The following is a 19,234-nucleotide window of genomic DNA, read 5'->3' as shown; positions in this document are numbered from 1 at the left end:
AAATGATTATCTACATTGACAAACTTAAGAGAATTCTATTATATTTAGTCATATAATACATTAAATCAATGACGGAACAAGTACGTTACAGTCCATTTATAGAGAGAAGCTTCCATATGGCTGAAAGAAGCTTTAAATGAAGGGTAACAGAAAGCTAATCCTGAGAGCAGCTAATCACTGCCGTTTTGCCACGTTACGGCACCATGAGGTGATGAGTTGATTGTTATAGTAATCAATTCATAATTAGGGTGGTATCGCGAGTTAACTCTCGTCCCTTTTATAGGGGCGGGAGTTTTTTATATTTAAGGAGGAAAATACAATGAAACAACTAACAGGCGCACAAATTCGTCAAATGTTTTTAGACTTTTTCCAAGAAAAAGGACATGCAGTAGAACCTAGTGCATCACTAGTTCCACATGAGGATCCATCTCTTTTATGGATTAACAGTGGTGTAGCAACGTTAAAAAAATATTTTGATGGACGTGTAATCCCGCAAAATCCACGTATTACAAATGCTCAAAAATCAATTCGTACAAACGATATTGAAAACGTAGGGAAAACAGCTCGTCACCATACATTCTTTGAAATGTTAGGGAACTTCTCAATCGGTGATTACTTTAAAGAAGAAGCAATTACTTGGGCTTGGGAGTTCTTAACGAGCGACAAATGGATCGGATTCGATAAAGAATTACTTTCAGTTACAATCCATCCAGAAGATGAAGAAGCATTCACAATTTGGAATGAGAAAATGGGTGTTCCAAAAGAGCGCATCATCCGTTTAGAAGAAAACTTCTGGGATATCGGTGAAGGACCAAGTGGACCGAATACAGAGATTTTCTATGACCGCGGAGAAGCTTACGGTAATGACTTTAGTGACCCAGAATTATATCCAGGCGGAGAAAATGAGCGTTACTTAGAAGTATGGAACCTTGTATTCTCTCAATTTAACCATAATCCAGATGGTTCATATACACCACTCCCTAAGAAGAACATCGATACAGGGATGGGTCTAGAGCGTATGACATCTATCGTTCAAGATGTACCTACAAACTTTGACACAGACTTATTCATGCCGATGATTGGTGCAACAGAATCAATCTCTGGTGAGAAGTATCGTAATGGTGACTTAGAAAAAGATATGGCGTTTAAAGTAATTGCTGACCATATCCGTACAGTAACATTTGCTGTTGGTGACGGTGCTCTTCCATCTAACGAAGGCCGTGGTTATGTATTACGTCGTTTATTACGCCGCGCTGTTCGTTATTCGAAGAAATTAAATATCAACCGTCCATTCATGTTTGAATTAGTGCCGGTTGTTGGAGAAGTAATGAAAGACTTCTACCCAGAAGTACTTGAGAAGAAAGATTTCATCGCAAAAGTTGTGAAAAACGAAGAAGAGCGTTTCCACGAAACACTTCATGATGGTGAAGCAATTTTAGCTGAAGTTATCGCAAAAGCAAAAGAAGAAAAAACAACTGTTATTTCTGGAGTAGATGCGTTCCGTCTATATGACACATACGGTTTCCCTATTGAATTAACAGAAGAATATGCAGAAGAAGCTGGTATGACAGTTGATCAAGAAGGCTTTGAAAATGAAATGGAAAAACAACGTGAGCGCGCACGTGCTGCTCGTCAAGACGTTGACTCTATGCAAGTTCAAGGCGGTGTCCTTGGAGAAGTGAAAGTAGCGAGTGAGTTCGTTGGTTACGGTACAGTTGCAACAGAAAGTAACGTTGTTGCACTTGTGAAAAACGGCGAATACACAGACAGCTTACAAGCTGGCGAAGAAGGACAATTAATGCTTGATGTAACACCATTCTATGCTGAGAGCGGTGGACAAATTGCAGACCGTGGTTACCTTCTTGCTGACGGCGTGAAAGTTCTTGTAAAAGACGTACAAAAAGCACCAAACGGCCAAAACTTGCACAAAGTTGTTGTTGAAGAAGGTACATTAACGAAAGATGCTGCTGTGAAAGCAATCATTGATACAAAGAACCGTAGTAGCGTTGTGAAAAACCATACAGCAACTCACTTACTACACCAAGCGTTAAAAGACGTACTTGGAACGCACGTAAACCAAGCGGGTTCTCTTGTAACTTCTGAACGTTTACGCTTTGACTTCTCTCACTTCGGTCAAGTACAAGCTGACGAATTAGAAAAAATTGAGCGTATCGTAAACGAGAAAATTTGGGAAAGTATTGATGTTGAGATTTCTCAAAAAGCAATTGAAGAAGCGAAAGAAATGGGCGCAATGGCATTATTCGGTGAAAAATACGGTGATGTTGTACGCGTTGTACAAGTTGGCGATTACAGCTTAGAGCTTTGCGGTGGCTGTCACGTTGATAACACAGCTTCTATCGGTATTTTCAAAATCGTTGCTGAGTCTGGTATCGGTGCAGGAACTCGTCGTATTGAGGCGGTAACTGGTAAGTCTGCATACGAATTAATGAACGATCAAGTAGGTTTATTAAAAGAAGCAGCAGGAAAAATGAAAACAAATCCGAAAGATATTTTAACAAGAGTGGATGGTTTATTTGCTGAAGTAAAACAACTTCAAAAAGAAAACGAATCTCTTGCAGCAAAATTAAGCAATATTGAAGCTGGAAACTTAACTGATTCAGTAATGACAGTTGATGGTGTAAACGTATTAGCAGCAAAAGTAAATGTTGCAGATATGAACAACTTACGTACGATGATGGATGACCTAAAAAATAAATTAGAATCTGCAGTTGTCGTATTAGCGTCTGTAAATGATGATAAAGTAAACATCTTAGCTGGCGTAACGAAAGATTTAATTAGCCAAGGATACCATGCTGGTAAACTTGTGAAAGAAGTAGCTTCTCGCTGTGGCGGTGGCGGTGGTGGCCGTCCTGATATGGCACAAGCGGGCGGTAAAAACCCAGCGCAAGTTGAGGAAGCTTTAGCATTTGTACAAGAGTACGTTAAATCTGTTTCAAAATAAAGAGATAGTAGTGTACAATGGTAGGGAGAGGAGAAGTTCTTCTCCCTATACTTACTATATAAGTGAGGTGCTTGAAATGGACGGTTTTGATAAAACAATGAAGTTTAGCATTCAAGATGAAAAACAGAGTGTCCATGTTAATGATGTACTTTTAACTGTGTATGATGCACTTCAAGAAAAAGGTTATAATCCGATTAACCAAATCGTCGGTTATTTATTAAGTGGAGACCCAGCATACATACCTCGCCATAAAGATGCACGCAGCATCATTCGCAAGCTTGAACGTGATGAGTTAATTGAAGAGCTTGTGAAGTCTTACTTGAAACATCATCGTGAGGAGTAGTTTATGCGGATATTAGGTTTAGATGTAGGTACAAAAACAGTCGGAGTTGCAATGAGCGACGAAATGGGCTGGACAGCGCAAGGACTGGAAACAATCAGGATTAACGAAGAACGAGGCAACTTTGGTTTTGACCGTATTTCTGAGTTAGTAAAGCAGTACAATGTGGACAAAATAGTAGTAGGTTTACCTAAAAATATGAATGGTACAATTGGCCCACGTGGTGAAGCGTGCCAACAATTTGCAGAAAACCTACGAGAGCTGTTACAATTAGACGTTGTAATGTGGGACGAGCGTTTGTCGACGATGGCAGCGGAACGTCTGCTCATTTCAGCTGATGTAAGCCGTAAGAAGCGAAAGCAAGTAATCGATAAGATGGCTGCAGTCGTAATCTTACAAGGATTTTTAGATAGTAAATAAGAGGTGACCAAAATGGAAGAAAATCAAATTACAATTGTAGACGAAAAAGGTAACGAACATTTATGTGAAATTATTTTCACTTTTGATGCTGAAAAATTTGGCAAAAAATCATACGTAGTCTTCTCTCCAATCGGTGAAGTAGACGAAGATGGAGACCCAATTTATGACGCAATGGCTTATGAGCAAAATGAAGAAGAGGGCGGAAGTTTACTTCCAATCGAATCTGAAGAAGAGTGGGAAATGGTACAAGAAATGTTCAACACTCTAGCTGATGAGCAAGAAGCTGAATAATAAGTACTGAAAAGATGGACGACATATAGTCCATCTTTTTTTATATGTAAAATGAAAGATTTTTTGTCGAAACCTTGCAATCCTTTGTAGTATAATGAGACGGATTGTAGAAAAATAAAATGTCTATCTAAAAAAGATAAATAAATTTATTGTGTTTTTATGTCGTGTTGTATAGAAAGATATACATGCGGTCTACAATTTAATTAAGGAGGAAGAGTGTTGATAGAGAATCAAGTGAAAAAGAAGCGTAGACGTCTTTTTTTATTTTCGATTATTGCACTGCTTTTAGTTTGTGGTTCAGTCTATGCGTATATTTCATCCGCATTAGGACCAGTTGATAGCGGGAATAAAAAAGAGATTGAAGTAGAAATTCCCAAGGGGTCATCTACTAGTAAAATTGGTGAGATTTTAGAAGAAAAAGGTGCTGTGAAAAACGGTACAGTTTTTAGTTTTTATACAAAGGCTAAATCGAAAAATTTACAAGCGGGTACATATTTATTAAATCCTTCAATGAGTGCCTCAGATGTGATTGAACAAATGTCATCTGGTAACGTTCATCGTCCAGCTCTTTATAAAGTGACGATAAAAGAAGGTGCGCAAGTAACTGAAATTGCAGAAACGGTTGCAAACGAATTAAAGTGGAATAAAGATGATGTTGTACGTCAATTAAACGATAAAGCATTTATTCAAAAAATGCAGCAAAAGTATCCGAAGTTATTAACGGATAAAATCTTTGATAGCAATATTAAATATCCATTAGAAGGTTATTTATATCCTGCGACATACTCTTTCTATAAAAAAGATACGACGTTAGAAGAAATCGTAATTCCAATGCTTGAGAAAACGAATGCAATCATTGTTCAAAACGAGGCAAAAATGAAAGCGAAGAACTGGGATGTTCATCAGCTTTTAACATTGTCTTCACTTATTGAAGAAGAGGCAACAGGCTTTACAGATCGTCAAAAGATCTCTAGTGTCTTTTACAATCGTTTAGCGAAAGGTATGCCACTGCAAACTGATCCAACGGTATTATATGCACTTGGAAAGCATAAACAACGTGTATTATACGAAGATTTAAAGATTAACTCACCATACAATACGTATGTTGTGAAAGGATTGCCAGTTGGTCCAATCGCAAACTCGGGTAAACATTCAGTGGAGGCGGCGTTAGAACCTGCGCAAACAGATTATTATTATTTCTTAGCTGCACCAACTGGTGAAGTGTATTATGCGAAAACATTAGACGAGCATAATGCATTAAAGCAAAAATATATTACGAAAAAACAGTGAAATGGGGAGGGAGAGCGAAAAAGGTCGCACATCCCTCTTTTTTGTGGTAAAATATATCGGGTTAAAAACTGGCAGAAGAATCGTTTTTAATATCAAAACGGGACGTACAAGCTAAGGGTGAAAATGGCTTGTATTTTTATTGCATTCTATGTGTGAAAAGACGTCATAGAGGCACTTCTCCATGTAAATAAGGAGGACCATTATGGAGGATGCAGTTAACGAGTACCTATTATCATTTATTGATCCGAAAGATAAATTAATTCTTGAAATGGAAGACTATGCGAAAGAAAATCATGTGCCGATTATGGATCGACTTGGAATGGAATTTATGTTGCAATTTTTACGTTTAATTGGACCAAAAAGTATTTTAGAGCTTGGTACAGCAATTGGTTATTCTAGTATTCGTATGATGCAAGCTATTCCAAATTCTCGTATTGTGACAGTTGAACGCAATCGCGAGCGATATGAAAAAGCACTTGAATATATAGAACGTTCACCAGTTAAAGAACGTATTTCCGTTATTTACGGTGATGCGTTAGAAACGGGCGAGCAAGTAGAAGAACATGGAACATTTGACGTTATTTTTATTGATGCAGCAAAAGGACAATATCGTCGCTTTTTTGACTTATATGAACCGTTATTAAATCCTGGTGGCGTAATTATTTCAGATAATGTTATGTACCATGGGCTTGTAACGACAAAAGAGAAAATTGAAAACAGACGTACACGTGGTTTAATCCGTCGTATTAAGACGTACAATGAATGGCTTATGAATCATGAAGGATATGATACAACGATTTTCCCAATTGGTGATGGAGTAGCTGTTAGTAAAAAGAGAGGGTGACCAAGGTATGAAGAAACCTGAATTGTTAGTAACGCCAAAAGCAGTGGCGGATATTGAACCTCTTGCGAAAGCAGGAGCTGATGCGGTAATGATCGGTGAGCAAAAGTTTGGTTTACGTTTAGCGGGGGAATTTTCACGTGAAGATGTGAAACAAGCTGTGAAGATTGCGCATGAGAACGGTGTGAAAGTATACGTAGCAATGAACGCTATGTTCCACAATGATAAAGTAGATGAATTAACAGATTATGTTGCATTTTTAAACGAAGTAAGTGTAGATGCAATTGTTTTCGGAGATCCAGCAGTATTAATGGCGGTCCGAGAAGTAGCGCCAAATATGCAATTGCACTGGAATACAGAAACAACAGCAACTAACTGGTTTACTTGTAACTACTGGGGACAAAGGGGAGCAAAACGTGCTGTATTAGCTCGTGAGCTTAGCTTAGATGAAATTGTTGAATTAAAAGAAAATGCTGAAGTGGAACTTGAAGTGCAAATTCACGGTATGACTTGTATGTTCCAATCGAAGCGTTCATTAGTAGGAAACTACTTTGAGTACCAAGGACGTAATCTTGACATTGAAAAGAAAAAATATGAAGAGAATATGTTCCTATATGACCCAGAGCGTAACAATAAATATCCAATTTATGAAGATGAAAATGGCACTCACATTATGAGTCCAAACGATATTTGTTTCATCGATGAGTTAGAAGAGCTAATTGATGCTGAAGTCGCTAGCTTAAAAATTGATGGTGTACTAAAAAGCTCTGCATACATTATTGAGGTAACGAAGAAATATCGTAAAGCAATTGATTTATGTGTAGAAGATCGTGATGCGTATTATGACGTGAAAGACGATTTATATAAAGAGATAGAAGAAATGCAACCAGTGAATCGTCCGTTAGACACGGGATTCTTCTTTAAAGAGACGGTTTACTAAACGAGGAGGGTGTAGGAAATGACTGTACAAGAAATTTCACGAGTAGTCGATGGCAAACGCGTTATTGTGAAGAAACCTGAACTGTTAATCCCTGCGGGTAACTTAGAAAAATTAAAAGTAGCTATCCATTACGGGGCAGATGCTGTATATTTAGGTGGACAAGAATTTGGTCTTCGTTCGAATGCAGGTAACTTTACACTGGAGGATATGGCAGAAGGTGTTGAATTTGCAAAGAAATATGGAGCAAAAATATATGTAACAACAAATATCTTTGCACATAATGAAAATATGGACGGGCTAGAGGAATATTTAAAAGGGATTGAAAAAGCTGGCGTGACGGGAATTATCGTTGCTGATCCGCTTATTATTGAGACTTGTAAACGTGTAGCGCCTTCTGTTGAAGTGCATTTAAGTACACAACAATCACTATCCAACTGGAAAGCAGCACAGTATTGGAAAGAAGAAGGTTTACATCGTCTTGTATTAGCTCGTGAAGCAAGCTATGAAGAAATGAAAGAAATTAAAGAAAAAGTGGATATTGAAATTGAAGCATTCGTCCATGGTGCAATGTGTATCGCATATTCAGGCAGATGTACGTTAAGTAACCATATGACAGCACGTGACTCTAACCGTGGTGGTTGTTGTCAATCTTGCCGTTGGGACTATGACTTAGTTCAAACAGTATCACAACATAAAGATGCAAAAGAGTTGCCTCTATTCCAAGAAGAAGATGCTCACTTTGCAATGAGTCCAAAAGACTTAAATTTAATTTTATCAATTCCGAAAATGATTGAAATTGGAATTGATAGCTTAAAAGTTGAAGGACGTATGAAATCAATCCATTACGTAGCGACTGTAGCAACAGTATACCGTAAAGTAATTGATGCGTATTGTGCGGATCCGGATAATTTTGAGTTTAAACAAGAATGGTTAGATGAGCTTGATAAATGTGCAAATCGTGATACAGCTCCCGCATTCTTTGAAGGGGTTCCAGGACATCAAGAGCAAATGTTTGGAAATCATAGTAAGAAAACAACGTATGATTTCGCTGGTTTAGTGTTAGATTATAATGAAGAAACGGGCATCGTAACGATTGAGCAACGTAATCATTTCAAACCAGGACATGAAGTGGAGTTCTTTGGACCAGAAATAGAAAACTTTACGCAGACGGTGGAGAAAATTTGGGATGAGGATGGAAACGAATTAGATGCAGCGAGACATCCGTTGCAAATCGTGAAATTCAAAGTGGATCAACCAGTGTATGTGAATAATATGATGCGCAAAAACATACTTCAATAAGAAAGAGTGATAGTCGAATGGGGACGAATAAGCCTGTTGTAATTGGAATTGCTGGTGGTTCGGGATCAGGTAAAACGAGTGTAACGAAAGCGATTTTTGACCATTTTAAAGGTCATTCTATTTTAATCTTAGAGCAAGATTATTATTACAAAGATCAAAGCCATTTACCAATGGAAGAGCGTTTAAAAACAAATTATGATCATCCGCTTGCGTTTGATAATGATCTGTTAATTGAACATTTACAGCAGTTGCTTGCATATGAGCAAATTGATAAGCCTGTATATGACTATACATTGCATACGCGTTCAGAAGAAGTTATTCCAGTTGAGCCGAAAGATGTAATCATTTTAGAAGGAATTCTTATTTTAGAAGACCCACGTCTTTGTGAGTTAATGGACATTAAGCTATTCGTTGATACAGATGCAGATCTTCGTATTTTACGCCGCATGCAGCGTGATATTAAAGAGCGCGGTCGTACGATGGATTCAGTTATTGATCAATACGTAAGTGTTGTACGTCCAATGCACAATCAATTTATTGAGCCTTCTAAGAAATTTGCGGATATTATTATCCCTGAAGGTGGACAAAACCATGTTGCAATTGATATTATGGTGACAAAAATTGCAACAATTCTTGAACAAAAAGTAAATTTGTAATAGCATAGTAAAAGATATACGATAGGAAGGGATTTTTTCCCTTCCTATCGAATACAATGAAACATGCAACCTCATCTATATATAGGTGAGGGCATATTTATATCAACTTTCCATACATATCTTCTTTATATAAAGAAGAATTGGGAATACGGGGTTGTATGTGACAACTCCGCTAGTACAGGCGTGCTAGAAACCTCCGCTATACATATAAGTGGGGGAGTTTTCATATGGAACTCCTCTTTTTTTCGGGGGATTGGTATATAAAAGGAGTGGAAAATATGGCAACAGAAAAAACATACCCTATGACGCAAGAGGGTAAGCAAAAGCTAGAGAACGAACTTGAAGATTTAAAAACGGTAAAACGTAAAGAGGTTGTAGAGCGCATTAAGATTGCACGTAGCTTCGGAGATCTTTCTGAGAACTCTGAGTACGATGCAGCGAAAGATGAGCAAGCGTTCGTAGAAGGACGTATTACACAATTAGAAAACATGATTCGTAACGCAGTTATCATCACAGATAATGGCGAAGAATCTACAGTTGTTACACTAGGTAAAACAGTAACATTTAAAGAGTTACCAGGTGGAGATGAAGAATCTTACACAATCGTAGGTAGCGCAGAAGCAGATCCATTTGAAGGAAGAATTTCTAACGATTCTCCAATTGCAAAAAGCTTATTAGGTAAGCAAATTGGTGAGAAGGTAGCAATCCAAACTCCAGGTGGAGAAATGCAAGTAGAGATTATCTCTGTAAAATAATAAAAAATCACTCGTGTAAAAGCGAGTGATTTTTTTATTTGTATAAAAGATGAAACACTCCGTCTAAACTATAATAGACGAGGTGTTTTTTTATGAAAATAAAACGGAGAATTACAATTGTTTTAATTTGTTTTATAGGTGTCATGTTTATTTTACTTTGTCGTTTAATTCAAATACAAATTATAGATACAGAATCATTTACAAATCGTAAGATAAATTTAATTGAAAAAAGTGTTACACAACGGACGCAGTCCGTTACGGTAGATGATGGACGAGGCCATTTTATAGATCGGAACGGTAAGGAAATAGGTGAGAAAAAGTATCCGGTTTTGATTATTTTTCCATTTCTACAAATAAAAAATGACATGTTAGAGAAAATTGCGCATATCATTGGTGTGTCGAGACAAGAGATTGAAAGTCAAATGAAAGACAAGAAAAGTGCATTTATCATGCAAAGGGGAAATGGTCCATTTCACTTGGCACGAGAGCAGATGGAGAAGGTGAATCAATTAAATGTATTAGGTATTGTAGCAGCTGAAGTTCGTTTACGGCAAACTGGCGCGATGAATCATTTAATTGGCAATGTAGGGGAGAATGAACGAGAATTTCAAAAACGATACGGAGAAGTAAGAAGAATTTCAAGGCAAACGCCAATTGGCATTTCAGGATTGCAGCAATCATTTGATGAATTTCTTTTGACCGATGGAGAGGCGAAAGTATTGTATCAAGTGGACCGACAAGGAGAACCGATTTTTGGAAAACAAGCGAAATATACTGCGCCTGGAAATCCATTTTATCCGGTGACGATTCAAACTACTTTACATAACGGATTACAGCAAAAAGCAGAAGAAGTGGTTGAAGCAAGCGAAATAAAGAAGGGAGGACTAGTATTACTTGATGTAAAGAAAAATGAAATTTTAGCGATGGTCAGTAAACCATCTGCACAGGTGAAGGATGAGCGTTTATATACAACTACACTTGAAAATCAAATGTTAACACCACATTTTCCCGGTTCTGTTTTTAAAACAATAGTGGCAGCAGCAGTGATTGATCAAAATGAAAATGTGTTGAATCGTACATTTAATTGTAATCAAGATTTATATGGTGAAGACCACCCGCAAGTTATGATGGGGACACTTAGTTTTAAAGAGAGCTTTGCTAGAAGCTGTAACAGGACATTTTCAGAGTTAGGTAATGAGCTAATACAAAAGGATAAGATGGTGTTAGAAACTTACGTAGCAGCGTTAGGAGCCGCTGGAAAGGTTGGATGGAAAGGTTCTGTATTTCATACAACTCATTTTGAGCAAATGCCAGAGGAGAAGAAGGTTACGATTTGGGGAAGTGAAGGAAATAAGAATAGTAAAAAGGCGGTAGCGCAAACAGCAATTGGACAGAAAGATGTACGTATATCACCTCTAGCGATTGCAAATATGATGGCGACGATTGCTAGGGATGGAGAAAAGATGGAAGTGAAAGCTGTAGAAAAAATAATATATAAAAATGGAACGGACTTTTATACATTTGAAGACCATACATTAGGTGGAAAACAGCTTTCGTATGAAGCGGTGAAAACATTACAAGAGTTATTAAGGGGCGTTGTAACAACAGAGAAAGGAACAGGAGCCACATTCAGGTCGTTACCATTAAGTGTCGCCGGAAAATCTGGGACAGCGCAAACAGGAAAAGGGGCGAAAGTGAATCGTTGGTTTGCAGGTTATTTTCCATATGAAAATCCAAGATATGCTTTAGTTGTCGTGGATATAGAAACGAATAGCAGTGAAAATAAAGTTACACCTATTTTCAAAGATATCGTAGAATCAATCTATCGATTAGAGAATGAAAAGTAATCTTGCAATTCATAGTGAAATGTTTTCATTTCGTGAAAATATTATTGTAAATGTTCAACCTTTCTAGATTTAATGTTACAATAGCAAGTATGAAAAACTGCATGGAGGTTTGAAGAATGGCAGGAGGATCTAGATTCCAACAGAAACAACAAAAACGTCGTCAAAACGGTGTTTTAAATATTGCAATTGCAATTGTATTAATATTAGTAGCTATTGTATCATATCAATTGTTTGTTCCTGAAAGAAAAGAACAAGCGTCTTCTAGTGATAAAAAAGTAGCTCAGCAAACAACGAAAGAGAATAAGGCTGAGAAAGCTAAAGGCAAAGAAGAGACGAAGAAGAACGAGCAAGATAAGGCAGATGCTAAGAAGCAGGAAGAAGAGAAGCAAAAGGCTGAAGAAGAACAGAAAAAAGCTGAAGAAGAAGCGAAAGCTAACGAGAAAGTATCAGCTGAAAAAACACAGCCAAAGGCAACTGACGCTTATACGAAACCTTCTTGGAAGCCAGTAGGTACAGAGCAAGGTGCAACACCTGCGATGACGTTTAAAAAAGGTACAGCAGATTGGAATGAGATGAATCAAGCTATTTCAGCTGCAATTGACGTTCCAGTAGAGCAATTAGTTATCCATAGAATTGGAAATAACGGTAAGAATAAAGCTTACGGTAACGTACAAGATAAACAATCAGGCAAAAAATATTATGTGAATATTGATTGGGTAGACAATGAGGGCTGGAAACCAGTACTTGTTCAAACTCTAAACTAAAAAAGAGAAGCTCCTTAGGAGCTTCTCTTTTTTAGTTAGCGTAATTTCTTTAATTTAAAATGAACAACCGCGCTATAATATGGTCTTTTGCTTTCGGGATCCATAACCATTTGATGCGAGATGTGATGAACTTCAAGCATAAGTGCTTTATTATTATCGATTTGTTCACTAATTTTTCGTTCCAAAGAAGCTAAGTCTCCTGCTTCGAAAAACTCTACTTTATCTTCTAACATTTCAAAGGTAAATGACACGAAGACGACCCCTCTCCTATGTAATCAACTATAGTGTAACAAAGAAAAGAAGGAAATACCATGTACATTTCAATTGACATTTTTGGAAAGAGGGCATATTATACTGATAAAACCGATAAGAAAAAGGGGAATTTTTATGGGTACAGAATTTAATGGTTTATTTGATGAGTGGGCTCATACGTACGACTCATTTGTACAAGGCGAAGATATACAATATAAAGAAGTTTTCGCCCGTTATGAGGACATTCTAGAGGATGTAGTTAACAAGTCATTTGGTAATGTATTAGAATTTGGTGTTGGTACAGGTAATTTAACAAATAAATTATTACTTGCTGGCCGCACAGTTTACGGTATAGAACCGTCACGTGAAATGCGTATGATTGCAAAAGAGAAATTACCGCAAGAGTTTTCCATTACAGAAGGTGATTTTCTTTCGTTTGAAGTCCCAAATTCAATTGATACCATAGTAAGCACCTATGCATTTCATCATTTAACAGATGATGAAAAAAATGTAGCGATTGCGAAGTATAGTCAATTGCTAAACAAAGGTGGTAAAATAGTGTTTGCTGATACGATATTTGCAGATCAAGATGCATATGATAAAACTGTTGAAACAGCAAAACAAAGAGGTTTCCATCAGTTAGCAAACGATTTGCAAACGGAATACTATACACGTATTCCGGTCATGCAGTCTATTTTTGAAAACAATGGCTTCCATGTAACGTTTACGAGATTAAATCATTTCGTTTGGGTAATGGAGGCAACTAAGCAATAGAAAGAGGGATTAGATTGAGAATTGCTGTAATTGGAGCAATGGAAGAAGAAGTACGTATTTTACGTGACAAATTAGAACAAGCAGAAACAGAAACGGTTGCGGGTTGTGAATTTACGAAAGGACAATTAGCAGGACATGAAGTAATCTTGTTAAAGTCTGGTATTGGTAAAGTAAATGCAGCGATGTCAACGACAATTTTATTAGAAAGATATAAGCCTGAAAAAGTAATTAATACTGGTTCAGCTGGTGGCTTCCATCATTCTCTAAATGTTGGAGATGTAGTTATTTCAACAGAAGTTCGTCATCATGACGTAGATGTAACAGTATTTAACTATGAGTATGGTCAAGTACCAGGAATGCCGCCTGGATTCAAAGCTGATGAAGCATTAGTTGCATTAGCTGAGAAATGTATGCAGGCAGAAGAAAATATTCAAGTTGTAAAAGGTATGATTGCAACAGGTGATTCATTTATGAGTGATCCGAACCGCGTTGCAGCAATTCGTGATAAATTTGAAGATCTTTATGCAGTAGAAATGGAAGCAGCAGCTGTTGCACAAGTATGCCACCAATATGAAGTTCCGTTTGTTATTATTCGTGCACTTTCTGATATTGCTGGTAAAGAATCAAATGTTTCATTTGATCAATTTTTAGATCAAGCAGCTCTTCATTCTACAAACTTTATCGTAAAAGTACTAGAAGAGTTAAAGTAATGTAACAAAAAGGCAACTGTCTCATATAAAGAAAATACATACAGTTGCCTTTTCTTTATTGGCAAATAAGGGGGAGAACACGATGAATGTATATCGTGGAGTTCATGAGTTGATTGGTCATACACCAATTGTAGAAATTACTCGTTTTTCACTTCCAGAAGGGGTCCGTTTATTTGCAAAGCTTGAATTTTATAACCCAGGTGGAAGCGTTAAGGACCGTTTAGGAAGAGAATTAATCGAAGATGCACTAGAAAAAGGGCTTGTTACCCAGGGTGGAACAATTATTGAACCGACTGCTGGAAATACTGGTATTGGACTGGCACTTGCAGCGTTACAACATGATTTACGCGTTATTGTTTGTGTACCAGAGAAATTTAGTATTGAAAAACAAGAATTAATGAAAGCACTAGGCGCAACGGTTGTGCATACACCAACTGAGCAAGGAATGACTGGTGCAATTGCGAAAGCAAAAGAATTAGTAAATGAAATACCGAATTCGTACTCTCCAAGTCAGTTTGCGAATGAAGCAAACCCGCGTGCTTATTTCAAAACACTAGGTCCTGAACTTTGGTTGGCACTGAACGGAGAGATTAACATATTTGTTGCTGGAGCAGGAACTGGTGGTACATTCATGGGGACTGCATCTTATTTGAAAGAAAAAAATGTAGATATAAAAACGGTTATTGTGGAACCAGAAGGGTCCATTTTAAATGGTGGTAAAGCTGGTTCGCATGAAACAGAAGGGATTGGCCTTGAATTCATCCCACCATTTTTGAAAACATCTTATTTTGATGAAATTCATACAATTTCTGATCGAAATGCATTTTTACGAGTGAAGGAATTAGCCCAAAAAGAAGGACTTCTTGTTGGGAGCTCGTCAGGAGCAGCATTTCATGCAAGTTTACTTGAAGCAGAGAAAGCGGCGCCAGGTACAAACATTGTAACGATTTTTCCTGATAGTAGTGAGCGCTATTTAAGTAAAGACATATACAAAGGATGGGAATAAAAAATGAGAGCAAAGACAAAGTTAATTCATGGTATTCGCATAGGAGAACCTTCAACTGGATCTGTAAATGTACCGATTTATCAAACAAGTACGTACAAACAAGAAGCAGTTGGTAAGCATCAAGGATATGAATATTCACGTACAGGAAACCCAACACGTGCAGCTTTAGAAGAAATGATTGCTGTATTAGAAAACGGTCATGCTGGTTTTGCATTTGGTTCAGGAATGGCTGCTATTACAGCTACAATTATGTTGTTCTCAAAAGGTGACCACGTTATTTTAACAGATGATGTGTATGGTGGAACGTACCGCGTTATCACAAAAGTATTAAACCGCTTCGGTATTGAGCATACATTTGTAGATACAACAAATCTAGAGGAAGTTGTAGAAGCAATTCGTCCAAACACGAAAGCGATTTATGTGGAAACACCAACGAACCCATTACTGAAAATTACTGATATTAAGAAAATATCTACTCTTGCTAAAGAGAAAGATTTATTAACAATTATCGATAATACATTCATGACGCCATATTGGCAGTCGCCGATTTCTTTAGGAGCAGACATTGTACTTCATAGTGCAACGAAATATTTAGGAGGTCATAGTGACGTAGTTGCAGGCCTAGTAGTTGTAAATAGCCCGCAATTAGCAGAAGACCTTCATTTTGTACAAAACTCAACAGGAGGCATTCTTGGCCCGCAAGATAGCTTCTTACTACTTCGTGGTTTAAAAACATTAGGAATTCGAATGGAAGAGCATGAAACGAATTCACGTGCAATTGCTGAGTTTTTAAATAACCATCCAAAAGTAAATAAAGTATATTATCCAGGTCTTGCATCACATCAAAACCATGAATTAGCAACAGAACAAGCAAATGGATTTGGTGCTATTATCTCATTTGATGTAGATAGTGAAGAAACATTAAATAAAGTACTAGAGAAATTACAATACTTTACACTTGCTGAAAGTTTAGGAGCAGTAGAAAGTTTGATTTCTATCCCATCTCAAATGACACATGCATCAATCCCAGCAGATCGCCGCAAAGAATTAGGAATTACAGATACATTAATTCGTATTTCTGTCGGTATTGAAGACGGTGAAGATTTAATTGAAGATTTAGCACAAGCGTTAGCATAATAAAAATGCACTGCTTATATAGGCAGTGCATTTTTATTACGTTATTTTGTGAAAAAATTCACAAAATAGACATACACAAATGAAATAGTTTCATGTATATTAAGTTCATGAAGTGTTACTCACGAACAAACTTGCGAAATATTTCACAAACAATGAGGTTCATGTAGGAAAGCAACTCTATTTTTTTTGCGCTAATCGGGACTTATTATGACCTATAGGGTCTTATTTAGTCCACGTTAGCAGAATAGGAGGAATTTACATGGTAGTCAAAGAGAAAGTTGTAAATGAAATGCAGGAAGTAAAAGAGATGATTGATACGTTAGTGAATAACGGTCAAAAGGCCTTACAAGCATTAGAAAGTTTTACACAAGAGCAAATTGACAACATTGTTCATGAAATGGCATTAGCAGGTGTTGATCAACATATGCCGCTTGCGAAGTTGGCTGTTGAAGAAACGGGTCGTGGTGTATATGAAGATAAATGTATTAAAAATATTTTTGCTACTGAATATATTTGGCATAGCATAAAAAAAGATAAAACAGTAGGGATTATTCATGAAGATCCTCATGAAGAAATAATAGAAATTGCGGAACCTGTCGGTGTAGTAGCTGGGGTAACGCCAGTAACGAATCCAACGTCGACAACAATGTTTAAAGCGTTAATCGCGATAAAAACGAGAAATCCAATTATTTTCGCATTTCATCCTTCAGCACAAAACTGTTCCATTGCAGCGGCGAAAACAGTATACGATGCAGCGGTGAAGGCCGGTGCACCAAAACATTGTATTCAGTGGATTGAAAAACCTTCTGTCGAAGCAACGAAACAATTAATGAACCATGAAGGTGTTGCGCTTGTTTTGGCAACTGGAGGAGCAGGTATGGTGAAATCAGCTTATTCTACTGGAAAACCAGCGCTAGGCGTAGGTCCTGGTAATGTACCATGCTATATAGAGAAATCAGCGCACATAAAACGAGCTGTTAATGATTTAATTTTATCAAAAACATTTGATAACGGTATGATTTGTGCATCAGAACAAGCAATCATTGTAGACAAGGAAATTTATGATGATGTGAAAACAGAAATGATTGCAAACAATTGTTACTTTGTAACAGAAGAAGAGAGAAGAAAATTAGAAAAGCTTGTTATTAATGAAAATACATGTGCAGTAAATAGTGATATTGTAGGGAAATCCGCACAGTACATTGCCGCATTAGTTGGAATTACTGTGCCTGAAAATACAAAAATGCTTGTAGCTGAAATACAAGGTATCGGAGCAGCATATCCACTATCTCGTGAGAAACTGAGTCCAGTATTAGCTTGTGTAAAAGCAAATTCACTAGAAGAGGGATTTATATATTGCGAAGACATGTTAGACCTTGGTGGCCTAGGACATTCAGCAGTCATTCATTCTACAAGTAAAGAAGTACAAAAGCAATTTGGATTACGTATGAAAGCTTGCCGTCTTATTGTAAACGCCCCTTCATCACAAGGTGGAATCGGTGACATATATAATGGATTTATTCCATCACTTACGCTTGGTTGCGGTTCGTATGGGAAAAATTCAGTTTCTCAAAACGTAACAGCGACGCATTTATTAAATATAAAAAGGTTGGCAAATAGAAAAAAGAATATGCAGTGGTTCAAATTGCCACCAAAAATTTATTTTGAAAAACATGCGACAGCATATTTAACAAATATGCCTAACATTTCACGTGCATTTATTGTAACGGATCCAGGAATGGTTGAGCACGGATATGTAGATACGGTTACGCATTATTTACGTAAACATGCAAATGATGTAAAAGTTGAAGTTTTCTTTGAGGTCGAGCCAGATCCATCAGATGAAACTGTCTTTAAAGGGGCGGAAATGATGAGAAGTTTTAAGCCAGATGTAATTATTGCACTTGGTGGTGGTTCAGCGATGGATGCAGCGAAAGGGATGTGGCTTTTCTATGAGCACCCAGAAACAACATTCTATGGAATTAAACAGAAGTTTTTAGATATAAGAAAACGTACATGTAAATATCCGGAATTAGGGAGTAAGGCACAGTTTGTTGCTATTCCAACAACATCAGGAACAGGATCAGAAGTGACACCATTCGCGGTTATTACAGATAAGAAAAATAATATAAAGTATCCACTCGCAGATTATGAATTAACACCGGATGTAGCAATTGTTGATCCACAGTTTGTAATGACAGTGCCACCACATGTAACAGCAGACACTGGTATGGATGTATTAACGCATGCAATCGAGGCGTATGTGTCTGTTCTAGCAAATGACTATACAGATGGATTAGCATTAAAGGCCATTGATCTCGTATTTAAATATTTACCAAGAGCATTTAAAGATGGAAATGACGAAGAAGCACGAGAAAAAATGCATAATGCTTCTGCAATCGCAGGGATGGCATTTGCAAATGCTTTCCTAGGTATTAACCACAGCTTAGCACATAAAATTGGACCAGAATTTCATATTCCGCATGGGCGTGCGAATGCAATTCTTATGCCGCACGTAGTTCGCTATAATGCTATTAAGCCAAGAAAACACGCATTGTTCCCAAAATATGAGCACTTTGTAGCTGATGAACGCTATGCACATATTGCGAGAATGCTCGGGCTTCCAGCGAGCTCAACAGTGGAAGGCGTGGAATCACTCGTCCAAGCAATTATTGAACTTGGAAAAAGTTTAAATATTAATATGAGTATTGCGGGACAAGGAGTTGCTAAAGAGCAGTTTGAAGAGGTTGTTGGATTATTAGCAGAAAGAGCTTTTGAAGATCAATGTACAACAGCTAATCCCAAATTACCTCTTATTTCAGAGCTCAAAGAAATTTATATGGAAGCATATAAAGGGGAGTAATGCTTATGAAAGAGTCGCGATAAAGCGGCTCTTTTTCATTTGGAAAACATCTCCCAGAATGTCTGTATTTACTTGTCTTTAAGTGTA

At 37.3% G+C, this 19,234-nt stretch carries 18 protein-coding genes and 1 other annotated feature; of the genes, 17 read left to right on the top strand and 1 reads right to left on the bottom strand.

Translation table 11 applies throughout. The features are described from left to right. The first annotated feature begins 59 nt into the window (after positions 1-59). Positions 60-279: a binding site (T-box leader), on the top strand. A 40-nt stretch (positions 280-319) separates the two neighbouring features. The 12 genes from alaS (at position 320) to MHB74_RS21505 (ending at position 12,405) form a co-directional block, all read left to right on the top strand. Beyond that, on the top strand, positions 320-2,962 hold the full coding sequence (alaS, locus tag MHB74_RS21560; RefSeq protein ID WP_061677209.1) for an alanine--tRNA ligase: 2,643 nt from the start codon (positions 320-322) through the stop codon (positions 2,960-2,962). Between the two features lie 76 nt (positions 2,963-3,038). Next, positions 3,039-3,305 carry an IreB family regulatory phosphoprotein gene (locus tag MHB74_RS21555; RefSeq protein ID WP_000348590.1) on the top strand — a complete coding sequence of 89 codons (267 nt, stop codon included), beginning with the start codon at positions 3,039-3,041 and terminating at the stop codon, positions 3,303-3,305. A gap of 3 nt (positions 3,306-3,308) precedes the next feature. Further along, on the top strand, positions 3,309-3,722 hold the full coding sequence (gene ruvX, locus MHB74_RS21550) for a Holliday junction resolvase RuvX (RefSeq protein WP_061677211.1): 414 nt from the start codon (positions 3,309-3,311) through the stop codon (positions 3,720-3,722). Between the two features lie 12 nt (positions 3,723-3,734). Continuing rightward, positions 3,735-4,013, top strand: a complete 279-nt coding sequence (locus MHB74_RS21545) for a DUF1292 domain-containing protein (RefSeq protein WP_000392245.1) — start codon at positions 3,735-3,737, stop codon at positions 4,011-4,013. Positions 4,014-4,232: 219 nt separating this feature from the next. Next, positions 4,233-5,303, top strand: a complete 1,071-nt coding sequence (mltG, locus tag MHB74_RS21540; RefSeq protein ID WP_061677213.1) for an endolytic transglycosylase MltG — start codon at positions 4,233-4,235, stop codon at positions 5,301-5,303. Between the two features lie 202 nt (positions 5,304-5,505). Next, on the top strand, positions 5,506-6,147 hold the full coding sequence (locus MHB74_RS21535) for an O-methyltransferase (protein WP_000389094.1): 642 nt from the start codon (positions 5,506-5,508) through the stop codon (positions 6,145-6,147). Positions 6,148-6,154: 7 nt separating this feature from the next. Then, complete coding sequence (locus MHB74_RS21530; protein ID WP_061677214.1) at positions 6,155-7,084, top strand: peptidase U32 family protein; 930 nt, start codon at positions 6,155-6,157, stop codon at positions 7,082-7,084. Between the two features lie 18 nt (positions 7,085-7,102). Further along, positions 7,103-8,383, top strand: a complete 1,281-nt coding sequence (locus MHB74_RS21525) for a peptidase U32 family protein (RefSeq protein WP_061677215.1) — start codon at positions 7,103-7,105, stop codon at positions 8,381-8,383. A gap of 17 nt (positions 8,384-8,400) precedes the next feature. After that, positions 8,401-9,039, top strand: coding sequence for a uridine kinase (gene udk / locus MHB74_RS21520; protein ID WP_000537082.1), 639 nt, complete (start codon positions 8,401-8,403; stop codon positions 9,037-9,039). Positions 9,040-9,317: 278 nt separating this feature from the next. After that, positions 9,318-9,794 carry a transcription elongation factor GreA gene (gene greA, locus MHB74_RS21515; RefSeq protein ID WP_000179964.1) on the top strand — a complete coding sequence of 159 codons (477 nt, stop codon included), beginning with the start codon at positions 9,318-9,320 and terminating at the stop codon, positions 9,792-9,794. A 92-nt stretch (positions 9,795-9,886) separates the two neighbouring features. Continuing rightward, positions 9,887-11,641: a peptidoglycan D,D-transpeptidase FtsI family protein gene (locus MHB74_RS21510; RefSeq protein ID WP_061677216.1), complete on the top strand. Its 1,755-nt coding sequence runs from the start codon at positions 9,887-9,889 to the stop codon at positions 11,639-11,641. Positions 11,642-11,757: 116 nt separating this feature from the next. Further along, positions 11,758-12,405 (top strand): YrrS family protein, encoded by a 648-nt coding sequence (locus tag MHB74_RS21505; protein WP_061677217.1) that lies wholly within the window; start codon positions 11,758-11,760, stop codon positions 12,403-12,405. Positions 12,406-12,440: 35 nt separating this feature from the next. On the opposite strand, the gene MHB74_RS21500 is transcribed toward MHB74_RS21505, so the two are convergent. Beyond that, positions 12,441-12,656: a YrzA family protein gene (locus MHB74_RS21500; protein WP_000010984.1), complete on the bottom strand. Its 216-nt coding sequence runs from the start codon at positions 12,654-12,656 to the stop codon at positions 12,441-12,443. 136 nt (positions 12,657-12,792) lie between these two features. Between MHB74_RS21500 and MHB74_RS21495 the strand changes: the two genes are divergently transcribed. The 5 genes from MHB74_RS21495 to adhE all read left to right on the top strand — a co-directional run bounded on the left by MHB74_RS21495 (position 12,793) and on the right by adhE (position 19,147). Further along, positions 12,793-13,431 (top strand): class I SAM-dependent DNA methyltransferase, encoded by a 639-nt coding sequence (locus MHB74_RS21495; RefSeq protein ID WP_000536334.1) that lies wholly within the window; start codon positions 12,793-12,795, stop codon positions 13,429-13,431. Between the two features lie 14 nt (positions 13,432-13,445). Further along, positions 13,446-14,141, top strand: coding sequence for a 5'-methylthioadenosine/S-adenosylhomocysteine nucleosidase (gene mtnN / locus MHB74_RS21490; protein ID WP_061677219.1), 696 nt, complete (start codon positions 13,446-13,448; stop codon positions 14,139-14,141). 82 nt (positions 14,142-14,223) lie between these two features. Further along, the gene (locus MHB74_RS21485) at positions 14,224-15,147 is read left to right on the top strand and encodes an O-acetylserine dependent cystathionine beta-synthase (RefSeq protein WP_061677221.1); all 924 of its coding nucleotides are present in this window, start codon (positions 14,224-14,226) and stop codon (positions 15,145-15,147) included. A gap of 3 nt (positions 15,148-15,150) precedes the next feature. Continuing rightward, positions 15,151-16,284, top strand: a complete 1,134-nt coding sequence (locus MHB74_RS21480) for a bifunctional cystathionine gamma-lyase/homocysteine desulfhydrase (RefSeq protein WP_061677223.1) — start codon at positions 15,151-15,153, stop codon at positions 16,282-16,284. A 259-nt stretch (positions 16,285-16,543) separates the two neighbouring features. Then, the gene (gene adhE, locus MHB74_RS21475; protein ID WP_061677225.1) at positions 16,544-19,147 is read left to right on the top strand and encodes a bifunctional acetaldehyde-CoA/alcohol dehydrogenase; all 2,604 of its coding nucleotides are present in this window, start codon (positions 16,544-16,546) and stop codon (positions 19,145-19,147) included. Positions 19,148-19,234: the final 87 nt, after the last annotated feature.

It is taken from the genome of Bacillus sp. FSL K6-0069, assembly GCF_038007785.1.
GTDB classification, from domain to species: domain Bacteria; phylum Bacillota; class Bacilli; order Bacillales; family Bacillaceae_G; genus Bacillus_A; species Bacillus_A mobilis.
The sequence above is the reverse complement of the archived record's forward strand: the minus strand, read 5'-3'. Positions and strand labels throughout refer to the sequence as shown.

Excerpts from the sequence above, each read along its gene's own strand:
- MHB74_RS21510 (WP_061677216.1), top strand. The coding sequence starts at position 9,887 with ATGAAAATAAAACGGAGAATTACAATTGTTTTAATTTGTTTTATAGGT.
- MHB74_RS21525 (WP_061677215.1), top strand. The coding sequence starts at position 7,103 with ATGACTGTACAAGAAATTTCACGAGTAGTCGATGGCAAACGCGTTATT.
- alaS (WP_061677209.1), top strand. The coding sequence starts at position 320 with ATGAAACAACTAACAGGCGCACAAATTCGTCAAATGTTTTTAGACTTT.
- greA (WP_000179964.1), top strand. The coding sequence starts at position 9,318 with ATGGCAACAGAAAAAACATACCCTATGACGCAAGAGGGTAAGCAAAAG.
- MHB74_RS21545 (WP_000392245.1), top strand. The coding sequence starts at position 3,735 with ATGGAAGAAAATCAAATTACAATTGTAGACGAAAAAGGTAACGAACAT.
- MHB74_RS21555 (WP_000348590.1), top strand. The coding sequence starts at position 3,039 with ATGGACGGTTTTGATAAAACAATGAAGTTTAGCATTCAAGATGAAAAA.
- ruvX (WP_061677211.1), top strand. The coding sequence starts at position 3,309 with ATGCGGATATTAGGTTTAGATGTAGGTACAAAAACAGTCGGAGTTGCA.
- MHB74_RS21530 (WP_061677214.1), top strand. The coding sequence starts at position 6,155 with ATGAAGAAACCTGAATTGTTAGTAACGCCAAAAGCAGTGGCGGATATT.
- MHB74_RS21505 (WP_061677217.1), top strand. The coding sequence starts at position 11,758 with ATGGCAGGAGGATCTAGATTCCAACAGAAACAACAAAAACGTCGTCAA.
- MHB74_RS21495 (WP_000536334.1), top strand. The coding sequence starts at position 12,793 with ATGGGTACAGAATTTAATGGTTTATTTGATGAGTGGGCTCATACGTAC.
- adhE (WP_061677225.1), top strand. The coding sequence starts at position 16,544 with ATGGTAGTCAAAGAGAAAGTTGTAAATGAAATGCAGGAAGTAAAAGAG.
- MHB74_RS21535 (WP_000389094.1), top strand. The coding sequence starts at position 5,506 with ATGGAGGATGCAGTTAACGAGTACCTATTATCATTTATTGATCCGAAA.
- MHB74_RS21480 (WP_061677223.1), top strand. The coding sequence starts at position 15,151 with ATGAGAGCAAAGACAAAGTTAATTCATGGTATTCGCATAGGAGAACCT.
- MHB74_RS21485 (WP_061677221.1), top strand. The coding sequence starts at position 14,224 with ATGAATGTATATCGTGGAGTTCATGAGTTGATTGGTCATACACCAATT.
- udk (WP_000537082.1), top strand. The coding sequence starts at position 8,401 with ATGGGGACGAATAAGCCTGTTGTAATTGGAATTGCTGGTGGTTCGGGA.